At 38.6% G+C, this 13964-nt stretch carries 14 protein-coding genes and 1 pseudogene; 9 read left to right on the forward strand and 6 right to left on the reverse strand.

Annotated features, from left to right (window positions below; genetic code table 11):
• Positions 1-12: 12 nt before the first annotated feature.
• The 6 genes from KTI79_RS07965 to KTI79_RS07990 all read left to right on the forward strand — a co-directional run bounded on the left by KTI79_RS07965 (position 13) and on the right by KTI79_RS07990 (position 4376).
• The gene (locus KTI79_RS07965; RefSeq protein ID WP_014205978.1) at positions 13-939 is read left to right on the forward strand and encodes an acyltransferase; all 927 of its coding nucleotides are present in this window, start codon (positions 13-15) and stop codon (positions 937-939) included.
• 16 nt (positions 940-955) lie between these two features.
• Positions 956-2002: a hypothetical protein gene (locus tag KTI79_RS07970; RefSeq protein WP_032055155.1), complete on the forward strand. Its 1047-nt coding sequence runs from the start codon at positions 956-958 to the stop codon at positions 2000-2002.
• Between the two features lie 120 nt (positions 2003-2122).
• The gene (gene minC / locus KTI79_RS07975) at positions 2123-2851 is read left to right on the forward strand and encodes a septum site-determining protein MinC (RefSeq protein WP_016142000.1); all 729 of its coding nucleotides are present in this window, start codon (positions 2123-2125) and stop codon (positions 2849-2851) included.
• Between the two features lie 66 nt (positions 2852-2917).
• On the forward strand, positions 2918-3730 hold the full coding sequence (minD, locus tag KTI79_RS07980; protein ID WP_016142001.1) for a septum site-determining protein MinD: 813 nt from the start codon (positions 2918-2920) through the stop codon (positions 3728-3730).
• A gap of 2 nt (positions 3731-3732) precedes the next feature.
• Positions 3733-4005 carry a cell division topological specificity factor MinE gene (gene minE, locus KTI79_RS07985; RefSeq protein WP_000896934.1) on the forward strand — a complete coding sequence of 91 codons (273 nt, stop codon included), beginning with the start codon at positions 3733-3735 and terminating at the stop codon, positions 4003-4005.
• 83 nt (positions 4006-4088) lie between these two features.
• Positions 4089-4376 carry a PA4642 family protein gene (locus KTI79_RS07990; protein WP_002121755.1) on the forward strand — a complete coding sequence of 96 codons (288 nt, stop codon included), beginning with the start codon at positions 4089-4091 and terminating at the stop codon, positions 4374-4376.
• A 41-nt stretch (positions 4377-4417) separates the two neighbouring features.
• Here KTI79_RS07990 and rhtC read toward each other — a convergent pair whose 3' ends face one another.
• Positions 4418-5038 (reverse strand): threonine export protein RhtC, encoded by a 621-nt coding sequence (rhtC, locus tag KTI79_RS07995; RefSeq protein ID WP_031947563.1) that lies wholly within the window; start codon positions 5036-5038, stop codon positions 4418-4420.
• A gap of 149 nt (positions 5039-5187) precedes the next feature.
• On the reverse strand, positions 5188-8232 hold the full coding sequence (locus KTI79_RS08000; RefSeq protein ID WP_032055156.1) for a DNA translocase FtsK: 3045 nt from the start codon (positions 8230-8232) through the stop codon (positions 5188-5190).
• A 269-nt stretch (positions 8233-8501) separates the two neighbouring features.
• On the opposite strand from KTI79_RS08000, the gene trxB reads away from it, so the two are divergent.
• The 3 genes from trxB to KTI79_RS08015 all read left to right on the forward strand — a co-directional run bounded on the left by trxB (position 8502) and on the right by KTI79_RS08015 (position 11138).
• Entirely contained in the window at positions 8502-9449 is a 948-nt protein-coding gene (gene trxB / locus KTI79_RS08005) for a thioredoxin-disulfide reductase (RefSeq protein WP_032055157.1), read from the forward strand.
• A gap of 123 nt (positions 9450-9572) precedes the next feature.
• The gene (aat, locus tag KTI79_RS08010) at positions 9573-10304 is read left to right on the forward strand and encodes a leucyl/phenylalanyl-tRNA--protein transferase (protein ID WP_016803285.1); all 732 of its coding nucleotides are present in this window, start codon (positions 9573-9575) and stop codon (positions 10302-10304) included.
• An 18-nt stretch (positions 10305-10322) separates the two neighbouring features.
• On the forward strand, positions 10323-11138 hold the full coding sequence (locus KTI79_RS08015; RefSeq protein ID WP_004703325.1) for an arginyltransferase: 816 nt from the start codon (positions 10323-10325) through the stop codon (positions 11136-11138).
• On the opposite strand, the gene rimI is transcribed toward KTI79_RS08015, so the two are convergent.
• The 4 genes and pseudogenes from rimI to KTI79_RS08035 all read right to left on the reverse strand — a co-directional run.
• Positions 11124-11585, reverse strand: a complete 462-nt coding sequence (gene rimI, locus KTI79_RS08020; protein WP_032055158.1) for a ribosomal protein S18-alanine N-acetyltransferase — start codon at positions 11583-11585, stop codon at positions 11124-11126. The genes KTI79_RS08015 and rimI overlap by 15 nt on opposite strands.
• A gap of 106 nt (positions 11586-11691) precedes the next feature.
• On the reverse strand, positions 11692-12567 hold the full coding sequence (locus KTI79_RS08025) for a metal-dependent hydrolase (RefSeq protein ID WP_002121736.1): 876 nt from the start codon (positions 12565-12567) through the stop codon (positions 11692-11694).
• Between the two features lie 234 nt (positions 12568-12801).
• A complete protein-coding gene (locus KTI79_RS08030; protein ID WP_032055159.1) occupies positions 12802-13683 on the reverse strand; it encodes a metal-dependent hydrolase in 882 nt (293 codons plus the stop codon).
• Between the two features lie 204 nt (positions 13684-13887).
• Positions 13888-13964, reverse strand: a pseudogene (locus tag KTI79_RS08035) (elongation factor Tu); the annotation flags it as partial.

The raw sequence follows: 13964 nt of genomic DNA on the forward strand, positions 1-13964 counted from the left end.
GGGGTCTTTTATATGTCAACTGCACCCAATAAGCAATCTGCGCTAAAAAAAATTACACGTGGACTCACTGTAGGTACAGTCATTACAGGAAGTACTTTTTTTCATGGTCCTCCTGTTCTTGCATTAGGTCTGACCAAGCTCTTAAAAAAATCATCAAAAATAGATGAAACTAATATTCAAATTACAAATAGCTGGTTAGGTGTAAATAACTGGCTCATTGATCATGTTTTACCCAATCTAAAATGGGACATTACCATTGATGAAGGGCTTGATCTGAATATGCAAGGTCGTTATCTCATGACCTGTAATCATCAAAGTTGGGTAGATACGACCGTAAACCAATATTTTGGTTTAACCCGTATGCCCCTTACCCGTTTCTTTACTAAATGGGAACTCATCTTTATTCCTTTTGTTGGGCAAGCATTTAAAATTTTAGGCTTCCCAATGATGAAGCGTCACACCAAAGAACAGATTGCAAAGAATCCTGAACTTAAAGATCGTGACATGATGGAAGCACGTAAAGCTTGTGAACAGCTTTTAAGTCAGCCCTTCACACTATTAAATTATCTGGAAGGTACGCGCTTTACCCAAGAAAAACATGACCAACAAAAATCGCCATATAAACATTTACTTAAACCCAAAGCAGGTGGCTTGGCACTTGCCTTAAATATCCTGGGTGACAAAATTGATGCTTTGGTTGATATGACTATTGTCTATCCTGATGGCGTACCGGGATATAGCGATTTCTGGCTCGGGGACGTTTCAAAAATTGCGGTCAACTTACGTAAAATTGAAATTCCGGAATGGGTACTTGGCGGCAACTACGAAGATGACGCAGCTTATCGTGAACGTTTCCAGCAATGGGTTCATGAAATTTGGACCGAAAAAGATCAACTTATTGAGCAAATGAAGTCTCAATATACCACTGCAAATATTTAAGAAAGTACCCGTTATTATGCAAAACAGTTCTGGGAAAAAAACCAAATACCATCATGTAGATCCAAGCAGCCTTTCATTTAAGCTGTTTTTGGTCTACGACATCTTTATGGTGTTTATTATCATTTTTAACCTGTTCTGTCTTGCTAGTAATTTCTTTTTAATGAGCAGTATTGGGGCATGGTTCTTTGAACATATTCACTTGCCCCAAGTACTCAGCTTTTATCGTACTTCACTCCATCCGTGGGTGATCACATCAGAAGCTTGGTTTATTGGTTTTTTAATTGTTGAGCTACTTGTCCGCTGGGCCATTGCGATTATCAATAAGCACCATAAGCGTTGGTTCTTTTTCCCGTTTATTCACTGGTATGAAATTTTAGCTATTATTCCTCAGCTCCGTTTTTTACGTTTATTCCGCGCTGGGATTATTGCTTATCGCTTACATGAGTTGGGCTATCCAGTTGTTCCTGAAAGCTGGCGAAAAACTGGGTTATTTTACTATCGCGTTGTCATGGAAGAACTTTCCGATCGTGTTGTCATTACCGTGATTGATGGCATTAGATATGAACTTCAAACCAGTTCTAGCCATAAACAGATTATTCACGACTTAGTTAATCATCATCGTGAGCAATTTACTGCTACCCTAACAGTATTATTACAAGAGTCTTTGGCGACTGCTTTAAAACAACAAAAACCGGCCATTACAAAAGGCGTTGGGAAAATCGTAGATCAGGCCATAGTAGATACACCCGAGCTAACCCAATTATTACGCTTAATTCCTTTAGTCGGTGGTCGTATTGAACAGCAAATCCAAAGCATTGGCCAAAGATTAGGTGAAAATATTAGTGCAGGTTTAATTGAACCTTTAATTGAGGGATCACCAAATAATCCAAATCCCATGTATCAACTAATTTCTCAAAGAGTAAGTGAAATCAATATTAATAATCGTCAGCTTGAGCAATTGGTTGAATCTGTCGTGTTCGAGACACTGGAGTCTGTACGAAAACAAGTCAAGGTCAAACAGTGGCAACAAACGCTTGCGGAGTATGATCAAATCAAAGAATAAGCATTTATTTAATTTTTTATGAATCATGCTAGAGAATTGGCACAAATTGTTCTAGCATTTGCCCTATTTACAATAAACTTAACGATATTACAGCTCGTTTAACGCCTTGAAGGAAGACTTATGGCTGATATACGGATTACCGGCAGAATGGTTAACTTTAGCAGGATAACCTTCGATACCAATGATCATGATGTGATCCGCCAGCAATTATCAAATATTTTAAATGAAGGTTCCTATCAGGGAACTTTAGTGATTATTGACAGTACAGTTGAGCAAGAATTAATTGCATTAATTCAACTTCTGGTGAGCTTAGGTTTACAACCAATGGCGGTAATCGACGGTATTTTAGGAGATGAAGCTCGCGCTATTCAATTCCCTGTTTTACCGGCAGATCAACCTTTACAGCGCATTAAAGCGACAGCTGAACAAGTAGCTATTGTGGAAAAACCTGCTACAGCTCCTACCTCATCTTCAGCAGAAACAAAAAAACCACTAAACAAGATAGCGGTCGCTCATATTACCTCTTATCATGATGAAATTTTGCGTACAGGCCAATCCCTTGTACAAGATAACGGCGATATTATTTTAAAGGCTGGCATGAATAGTGGTTCCGAGGTGATTGCATCAGGAAATATACATATTTATGGCACAGTTCGTGGTAGAGTCATTGCTGGTGCGGGCGGGCACGCAGCTGCACGCATTTTTTGCCAATCTTTAGAGGCTGAGCTCGTTTCCATTGCCGGAACGTATTGCGTCGCAGATGATATCCCTAAACATGTGGTAAAAAAGCCAGTACATATTTATTTAAATGAAAAGCAAGAGCTTGAATTTGAAGCTCTAGAACTTTAATTTATTAAGCAAATCACCAAAAAACAGCCCTTTTAAGGGTGTATGACCATAATAGGAGTGGATTCGGTGGCCAAAATTGTTGTCGTAACATCAGGCAAAGGTGGTGTAGGTAAAACTACAACGAGCGCATCTTTTGCAACAGGTTTAGCCCTTCGTGGTCATAAAACTGTTGTGATTGATTTTGATGTAGGCTTACGTAACCTTGATTTGATTATGGGTTGTGAGCGTCGTGTTGTATATGATTTCGTTAATGTTATTAATAATGAAGCACGTCTGCAACAAGCCCTTATTCGCGATAAAGATATCGAAAACCTTTATATTTTACCGGCTTCACAAACACGTGATAAAGATGCGTTGAGCGACGATGGTGTTGCTCGTGTTATTGATGAGTTATCTCAAGAATTTGATTACATCATTTGTGACTCACCTGCAGGGATCGAGCGTGGTGCGATTTTAGCCATGTATCATGCAGATGAAGCAATCATTGTAACAAACCCTGAAATCTCTTCAGTACGTGACTCTGACCGTATTATTGGTATGTTAGATAGCAAGACCAAGAAAGTTGAACACAACGAAGGGCGTATACGTAAACATTTATGTATTACACGTTTTAACCCGGAACGTGCTGACCGTCAGGAAATGCTGACAATTGATGATATTTCTAAAGATATTTTACGCGTACCGACATTAGGTGTTATTCCAGAGTGTCCAAGTGTATTACAAGCATCAAACGAAGGTAAGCCAGTTATTCTGTATTCAGAAACTAAAGCTGGTCAGGGGTATGATGATTTGGTTGCACGCTTCCTTGGCGAAGACCGTCCTTATCGACACATCACAGCTCAACCTAAAGGCTGGTTAGCACGACTATTTGGAGCGTAGATATGGCAGGATTCTGGAGTAAATTATTTAGCAGCGAAGAAAAACCATCAAGTGCTCAAACTGCCAAAGATCGTTTGAAAGTTATTGTTGCTTCTGAACAAGGTTTAGGCCGCCGTTTAAGCCAAGACAAAATTGATCAGATGAAAAAAGAAATCATGCAAGTGGTTAGTCGTTATGTTAGCGGTGTAGGTGAACAGCATATCCAAATGCAAGTTCGCTCTGAAGCTAATATCGAAATGTTAGAAATGAATATCAATTTACCTGAAGAACGATAATTCTATTTCTGACTATTCAATAAATCAGAATCAAGGCAAAATAACGCAAGTTATTTTGCCTTTTTTAAAATGAGGAGATTGTCATGGCATTATCACAGCCAGCAACTTTCAATGAAGAATGGTCCGATGAGCGTGTTTTTGCCTACCTCAACCAACTTCCTCCAAGTGGTGTGAATGCAGATTTTCATGTGCTCTACCATGCTTTCAAACATATGCGCCCAACAGACTATGAACGTCTTTTAACGCAATTTATTGCGGACGGACGCGATATTAATGCCAAAGACCCGGAAGGCCAACGCATCCATGATGTAATTGCTAAGTTTCCGCGTCAATCAGCACCATTTTTAGAAGTTCTAGCAAAGTTTGCTTAAAAATAAAAAGCCTCTTAAAGAGGCTTTTTTCTTATCTAAACTTATCGATTACCAATCAGGAAAATACCAAATACGGTAAAAATACCACCCGAAATACCATCAATCCATTTTGAAAAATTACGATAAGCTGCTCTAAAACTTGGTAACGAGAAAATAAAAGTCACAAAGCAGAACCATAAAATTGTCTCGACTGTAACAATAATAAAGAGTAGCCAGTGAACCTGATCAAGTTGAGGATTAGCTAAAAATAAAGAGAAAACACTACCAAAATAAATAACAGCTTTCGGATTTGATAGATTAGTTATTAGGCCTTTAATAAAAAATAAGTAAGGTGCTTTTGGGAGCTCAACAGCAACATTGCCCTCTTGCTGATTTTTTGAAAAAGCCGAACGTAGCATCTGATAGCCCAACCAACATAGATATAAGCCACCAGCAATGAGCAATCCTTGCTTTAACCAAGCCATTTTCTCAAATATAAGATTTAATCCCATCAGTGCCAAGCACGCCCAAAACATAACACCTGCCGTTATACCAGCAACGACCAGCATAGCGTCTTTACGAGACCGGCTAATGGCAGTTTGAGATACAAGGAAAAAATCAGGCCCGGGAGTAATAAGTGCGCAAAAGTGAATAAAGGCTAAAGTAATCAGAGCTAATAGCATGTCTTTCTCCTGATTTAATTCATTGTTATTTATTTAGGGAAAATACAGTAGCATTTTTTACTAGACGATAAAATCTTTAAGTCATTTATAAATAGGTTCACTTTATTCAAGTTATAAAAAAGCCTCCGAAGAGGCTTAAATTATACGTATTAAACTAGAATATCCCGCTTACCATTAGGGCCCATTGAGCTCACAATGCCGTTCTCTTCCATTTGATCAATAATACGAGCGGCACGGTTATAACCAAGGCTAAATTTACGCTGTAGCGAAGATGTAGACGCTTTTCGAGTTTCTAATACGAATGACACACATTGATCATAGAGTGCATCTCGGTCAGAACCACCCTCACCCTCTTCAAAGCCACGTGATGCAGGCTCTTCATCAAATGGAGTCAAGATTTCATCAATATAATCAGGTTCGCCACGCTCACGCCAAGCATCACAAATACGGTTTACTTCATCATCACTAATGAAAGCACCATGTACACGTTCTGGCTCAATTTTACCTGGTCCTAAGAACAGCATATCACCGTGACCTAACAGGTCTTCTGCACCACCTGCATCCAAAATAGTACGCGAGTCAATTTTACTGTTTACACGTAGTGCTACACGCGTTGGAATATTGGCTTTAATCAAACCGGTAATAACATCAACAGAGGGACGTTGAGTCGCAAGCAATAGATGAATACCAGCAGCACGAGATTTTTGCGCCAAACGAGTAATCATTTCTTCTGCTTTTTTACCCACCTGCATAATCATGTCGGCGAACTCGTCCGCAACAATGACAATAGAGGGTAATGGCGTTAAACGAGGTGCACGTTCTTGTGTCGCAGACTCACTTGGCTTCCAAGTCGGATCAATTAAGTCTTCACCATTCGCAATCGCCTCTTCAACTTTACGGTTGTAGTCACTTAATTTACGAATTTTTAGGAACGACATAAGCTTATAACGGCGTTCCATTTCATTCACACACCAGTTTAACGCACTTACCGCATCTTTCATGTCAGTAACGACTGGAGTTAATAAATGTGGAATATCATTATAGTTTGCAAGTTCGAGCTGTTTTGGATCGATTAAAATTAAACGTAATTGGTCAGGCGTATATTTAAGTAACATCGATAAAATCATCGAGTTTACTGCAACCGATTTACCAGAACCTGTCGTACCAGCAACCAGCATATGCGGTGCTTTAGCCAAATCAGTGAGTACAGGGTTACCTGAAATATCTTTACCCATCGCCATACTAATTAATGCACTTGGGTCTCGATATGTCGGTGTTTCCAGTAGCTCAATCAAACGTACCATTTCACGGGCACTGTTTGGCACTTCAATACCAATGTATGGTTTACCAGGAATGACTTCGACCACACGTACAGATGCCATCGACATTGAACGCGCCAAGTCACGTGAGATATTCGTTACCTTAGAAGCTTTAACACCTGGCGCCAAATCTAACTCAAAGCGAGTTACAACTGGTCCTGGTTGAGCCTCTACTACTTGAGCTTTTACGTTAAATTCTTGCAATTTAATTTCAAGCAATTCAGACAAACGTGAAAGTTGCTCTTCAGTAAAGTTGACTTTCTTATTTGGATCGACCTTATCAAGTAGGTCAAGACCCGGCAAAGTTGGCAAATCCAAACGCTTCTTAGCAACTTGCATTGCACGAGACATTGGGCGGCCTGATGCGTCTGTTAACGGCGCATCAAAATCGAAATCGTCTTCATCAAAATCAGAATTTTCCTGCGGTTTCCCAGCAGTCTCCTGCCAAGCCTCAATAAACTCTTCTTTTGAAAGTTTGTCGGCCTGAATAGTCGTTTGAATAGGAGCTTTTACAAATGCTGAAGATTGCGCATAACTACTTGCTCTCACAGGTTCAGCTGGAGCAATGTCTTCATCTATTAATAAATCATCAAAATCTTCAAAGACTTGTTCGTTTGCTAAATTTTTAGGTGATTGATTTAAATTTGAAATATTTGAAGATGTTTCATTCGCAATATTAACAGATTGCGAAGTTGGTTCGGTTTCTACATGGTGATCTTGAACAAACGGTGTATGCACATCTGTTGCAGTTTTACTGTTCGGAACCGCGGCAAGCAACTCATCAAAAATTTCATCATCATTCCAATCAAGACCATGTAAGTCTTGTTTAGGTGTAGGCTGATTCTGATTCACTTGAGCAATGGTTTGCTGGAATTGCTCATGAGCAGGAACTTGTTCTATTGAGTCGTCAGCTGCTCTTAAAAGCGCATCTATTTCTTGCTTATGACTTGCATCATCACGTTGTAAAGCACGCCATACTTCACCGGTCGCAACTAAACGTTGACTATCTTTTTCAAGTTTATGGGCTTGCTCAAGCGTATGCTCAAAGTTTTGAGTATTAACAACTGGCGCCTCTGCTACAGGTTCAGGACGGCTCTGCTCTTTCGCTAACACATCTGCAAATAAACGCTCAGCAACAGCATCATGTCGTGTTGTTGCTTGCGGTTGAGCTGTTTCAGATGGGGCTGATATCTCTTTCTCATCTGAAGCATTCGCATTTGTCTCTGTATTTTGTGCAACTTTAACAGCTGCTGCTTTGTTGGTAGGTTGAGTTGTTAAGTCATAATCCGATTCACTCGGAGATACATTCTTATAAAATAAATCTTGTAAATAACTTGGTGTCGCTTTGAGCGTAACCCATGTTTTACTCCATTGCACCCCAAATGCAAGTGTAAACAAGACTACCCCGAAAACCAGTAAAAATAAGGTCGCACCGTAAATTGTTAACAATTGAGATAGGCTTTGACCTAGCTCGTAACCAATAATTCCTCCAGCTGCATTATCTAAAGTATCTGCCGGCACATTCCAGTGTAAATAAAGCAGGCTAGACACAACTAGAATTAAGAAGAATTGTGCAGCATAACGAAATGGGCGGTTTAAGAAACTACGTGGCCACCAAACCTGAATTGCTTCAATGAAAAGGAAAATTGGAATAAGCAAACTTGCCCATCCTAAAAAACCAAACAGCAAATCTGCAATCCATGCGCCAGCAATACCGCTTGCATTGGATACTTGCTGAGTATCACTGGAAATATGCATCCAGCCCGGATCAAATGGTGTATATGTTACTGTTGCCAGGAACATATAAATACCAAAAGAAACCAAGAATAATGTCATCAATAAGCGCTGTGCATAAACACTTGACACCGCAGTCATATACTGTCCTGTAACCCATTTAATTATTGGTTTAGAGATGTGAAGAACTACATTTTAGATCTTCAACGAATGAACTTTATATTATGCACTTGTTCTTACAAAAAAGGTGCATGATTCTTTACAGTTGTTGTTAACATAAGGCACTTCTATATTGTTATATAACTTAATTCGATTGACCTGATCAATATTATCCACATCGATTTCACGCTATTGGTCGGCAAATTCACGTATAATTTTCAAAATTCTCGAAATAAATAAGGGTACCCTCAATGAGTGTTCGTCATTCTCGGTTAATTATTCTCGGTTCTGGCCCTGCGGGCTATAGTGCAGCTGTATATGCAGCACGTGCAAACCTTAAACCTACTTTAATTGCAGGTTTACAACTAGGTGGGCAACTTACAACAACAACCGAAGTTGACAACTGGCCGGGCGATCCTGAAGGTTTAACAGGTCCTGCATTAATGGATCGTATGCAAGCACATGCTGAACGCTTTGGTACAGAACTCGTCTATGACCATATTAACGAAGTGGATTTAAATGTACGTCCTTTTGTTTTAAAAGGTGACATGGAAGAATACACATGTGACGCTTTGATTATTGCAACTGGTGCTACAGCTCAATATCTTGGTTTAGAGTCTGAACAAAAATTTATGGGCCAAGGTGTAAGCGCATGTGCAACATGTGACGGTTTCTTCTACAAAAACCAAAAAGTAATGGTTGTTGGTGGTGGTAACACTGCTGTTGAAGAAGCGCTTTATTTATCAAATATTGCTTCACATGTAACGTTAGTACACCGTCGTGATAGCTTACGTTCTGAAAAGATTTTGCAAGATCATTTATTTGCCAAAGAAAAAGAAGGCAAAATCAGTATCATCTGGAATCACGAAGTTGAAGAAGTAATGGGTGACAATACTGGGGTAACTAGTGTTCGCCTTAAATCAACTCAAGATGACTCTAAGCAAGACGTAGAGGTTCATGGTCTATTCGTTGCAATTGGCCACAAACCGAATACTGGAATGTTTGATGGTCAATTAAACTTACGTGATGGCTATATCCAAGTACAAAGCGGTACTTCTGGTAATGCAACAGCAACTTCTGTAGCTGGTGTTTTTGCTGCTGGTGATGTCGCGGATAGTATTTACCGTCAAGCAATTACTTCTGCTGGGTCAGGCTGTATGGCTGCTCTAGATGCAGAAAAATATCTAGATAATCTTTAAATCATAGATTTCTAGAGTTTTTAAAACAGCCGTTCTTATAACGGCTGTTTTTTTATAATAATGGCTAGCTGACATATATTAATTTTTATAGCATAACCTTAAAGCTCATCTTATTTTGTTTTTATGAATACACTTCCACTTTCCCAATTCATTTTTCCTGATCCCATTGAAGCCGATCCAGATGGGCATGGTTTAATTTGTATCGGAGCGGACCTCTCCCCTTCTACCCTATATGAAGCTTATACACATGGTCTTTTTCCTTGGTTTAATGAAGATGAACCTATTTGTTGGTGGAGTCCAGAACCTCGTTGTGTGATCTACCCTCAAAACTATAAGCCAAGCAAATCACTCATTCGGAACATGAAAAAGTACGATTACACCATTACAGTCAATCATGCCTTTGAACAAGTTATTCGCTCTTGCTCTCTACCAAGAAGTTATGCAGACGAAACCTGGATTAGTGAAGATATTATTCAAGGCTACTGTGAGATGTTTAATGCTGGTTATGGTTACAGTATTGAAGTATGGCAACAAGAGGAGCTTGTAGGAGGTTTATATGGTGTTACGATTGGCAAAGGGTGTTTTGGTGAGTCAATGTTTAGCAACGAAACCGATGTTTCAAAAATGGCTTTTTATACATTAATGCTCATAGGACAAGAAAATCAGCTACCATGGATAGACTGCCAACTCGTAAACAGTCACTTAATTAGTCTGGGAGCCAGTACACTTTCTCGTCAAGACTACTTAAAATCGTTACAAGATGTAATTATTCACCCCTCTATCAATTGGAAAAAGTATCAAGAACGTGTATTTTCAAGTAAAACAATAGCATTAGATGCAAAATTAATGGAATGATAACAGGAGGGACCAATCATGAAATCATATCACCCGAAGTCCCTTTTAAATGATCTGCAGTATTATATTACTCCACCTCATGATTGCAGCTATCTAGAAAATAAATCAGCACGCATGGTGTTTTTAGATCCCATCCATCGAATTGATGTGGTCACTCTTTCAGAACTTTCTCGTTTAGGCTTTCGCCGTAGTGGCGACTTTGTTTATCGCCCTGAATGTCACTTATGTAGACAATGTTTGTCTTGTCGTGTTCCAGTTGCCGATTTTCAAATGAACAGCATGCAAAAAAAAGCATGGAAACGAAATCAAGATCTCACTATGACTGTTCTGCCTACGCGACAAGCAGCACAAATTCATTATGATTTATACGAACGCTATATTAATGAACGCCATGCAGATGGCGATATGTTTCCACCTAGCTTAGATCAGTTTGAAAAGTTTTTAGTACATAGCTGTACAGATAGTTTTTTTCTTGAGCTTTGGAAAGACAATCGACTCATTAGTGTTTCTACTTGTGATTTAATGGATGATGGACTATCGGCTGTCTATACATTCTTTGATCCCGATGAGCATCGCAGATCACTTGGTGTGTATTCTATTCTTAACCAAATTGAATATGTTAAATCGCTCGGTTTAGAATACCTTTATTTAGGCTATTGGGTACCGCATTCAGCCAAAATGAACTATAAATCCCAATATACACCTTTAGAACTTCTACTTGATGGACAATGGCGTCGTTTAAACCGATCATTGTCACCAGAAGAAATTCAACAGCTAGGTACTTCTCTTATGACAACGTTACCTTCTGAATGGAACAATTTAATCATTAAATAAAGATGCGAAATCATCTGTACAGGTTTTTACCATAATTACTGCGTGTTCCCGCCCACCTTCTTGAGTAGGATAATAATTGCGGCGCAGGTCAATTTGGTGAAAGCCTGTTTTTTCATATAAACCGATAGCGGCTTTATTACTTTCACGTACTTCTAAAAAGATTTGCACTGGCTGATTTTCTAATTTTTCAATCGATGCATTTAATAACTCATACCCTAAACCCTGCCCTTGCATTTTAGGATCAATTGCCATGAGCAATAAATTCGCCTCATCTAAAACGGGCTGTAAAATACAAAACCCAACCACTCTGTTTTGTGACTCAATCACTGTGCATTGATAGGAATTCAAAGATTCAATAAATTGCTGTTTTGACCAGGGATGGGTTTGAACTGATTTTTCAATTTGAACAACAATATCAACATCAGTGTTTTGCATAATGCGAATCATGAGTCTCAACGCAATGAAGATTCTAAAGTAGTGCGTATTATAAAAACTTCCTGAGAAAAAACGAGCAAAAAAAAGGACAATTGAATTGTCCTTTTTTAAAGTAATTTTAAAGACCTAATTTTTCACGCCACGTTGCCAACAATGCTGTGGTATCCGAATCATTTGGATGAAATTTTGGTCTTAAAAAATCAAGTAGTTCTGGAATTTGACGAGTCATAAAACCTTTACGGCCATACATGAACTTAAGCATGTACTTCGTATCCTTCCAAGTTAATTTATCATCAGTCTTAAGTAACTTCGCAGTAAAATAAGATTGAGTTGCGAAGATTAATGCCATTGCAATAATCAAAGCTGTTGAACGCATAAAGTAAGCTTTCGGACCTTGCCCATACATGCTTGTATACACATCAAATGCCACAGCTTTATGTTCATTTTCTTCAACTGCATGCCACATCCACAAATGATACATAGTGTCATCTTGGAACATAGCCTGAATTTCAGGATTTTGTAAAAGTTCAGCTGCAATCGTCGATGTAAAATGTTCTAGTGCACATGTTCCAGTCAAATCAATCATTTCTTTGGTATAGCCAAAAGGTTTCATTAATTTGGTTACAACAGCTGTACCCATCTTAATGACTTTTCCAGTTTGCTTTTCCATATGGCGCACATCATAACCATAAGCCTGTGCTGAAGCATTAAATGCTAAATGCTCTTTCGAATGCATCGCTTCTTGACCAATAAAAGCACTAATTTCTTTTTGAAGATCTGGATCAGCAAGCTTTGGATCATTTCGAACAGCACGCGTACTATTTACAAAGAACTGTTCGCCCTCAGGAAAAAGGGCTGATAATGCTGTCATAAAATGTGTTAATGCTGCATCATAATTCGCCCAATAGCGTGGGACCTGAGCAAATTCAAAGTCCATACGACGCACAGGAAAACTAGCACCAGCACGATTGGAAATATTTACCTTAGCATTCATCTCAGACTCCTTTTAAGTGAATAGCTAATTCACATATAACTTTATTTATTTTCTTAATATTTATAATCATACGTCTTTCAACGTACCAATTAAGTGCAGATGAGGACAGAGAAATATCAGATGAGGTCATTCATAGACACATAAGTGTGCAAAACCTAGGACCTCTCTCGTTGGACTAGATATAGAAAATAAGAAAAGGACCAATAGTGGTCCTTTATAAATCATGAATTGAAATTATAAACCTAATTTTGCCTTCCAGTTTTTCAATAGGCCCACGGTATCTAGATCATTTGGATGAAAACCAGGTTTAAAGTAAGCTAACATTTCCTTAGCCATACCACTAATAATACCTTTAGATGGGCTATATCCGTATTTATAAATTACTGATAATTCAGATAAATTTAATTTATTGTCTTGCTTTAATAAACGAAGCACAAAAGATGACTGGATCAAAAAGATTAAAGTCATAGCAAACACTAAAGAGCTGGTTCGTAAAGCATAAGCTTTTACACCTTTACCAAATACACCTTCGTATACATCAAAAGCTACGGCTTTATGCTCATTTTCTTCAATAGCATGCCAATACCACATTGTTGACATTGTCTCATCTGTCATAAGCTCTTGAATGTGCTTATTAACCAATAATTGAGAAGCAATAGTAGCGGTAAAATGTTCAAGGGCCGTCGTAGCAGTCAGGTCAACCATTTCTTTTGTCATACCGAAAGGTTTAACAATTTTTACGAAAGCTTTAATTGCTGTTTGAATCGCGGTATCGGTAAATTTCTCTAACGTTTCTACATCGTGACCAAACTTTTGAGCAGAGGCATTAAAGTTCACATGCTCTTGAGTATGCATTGCTTCTTGCCCGATAAAAGCACTAATCTCTTTTTGGAGTGCTTCATCATCTTTAATCGCTGGGTGGTAACGTACTGCTCGTACACTATCTATAAAGAATTTCTCACCAGCTGGAAACAATGCTGACAATGCAGTCATAAAATGTGTAAGTCCAGCAGAACCATTCATCCAATATTCTGGTACATCATTAAAGTCAAAATTCATACGACGTACTGGAAAGCTTGCGCCTGCACGATTCGTAATATTCACTTTAGCATTCATACCCAAAGCTCCTTAATAAGTAACCTTAGTTACTCAAACTTTATTGTTCGTTTTCTTGATTCTTATCATACAAAGTTAATAAAAAGGATTAAGGGTAAATAAGGACATTGAAATATCAGTTAAGGCCAGCTTTTATAGGGATTGTTAGACAATTAAGTATAAAAAAAGCGCTCTAAAAAGAGCGCTTTTTTTCACTGAAAGTGATTATGCAGTTACTTTCGCAACAACACCAGCACCTACAGTACGACCACCTTCACGGATCGCAAAACGTAGACCTGGGT

The sequence above is a fragment of the Acinetobacter sp. WU_MDCI_Abxd143 genome, from assembly GCF_025514195.1.
Lineage (GTDB): Bacteria > Pseudomonadota > Gammaproteobacteria > Pseudomonadales > Moraxellaceae > Acinetobacter > Acinetobacter pittii_H.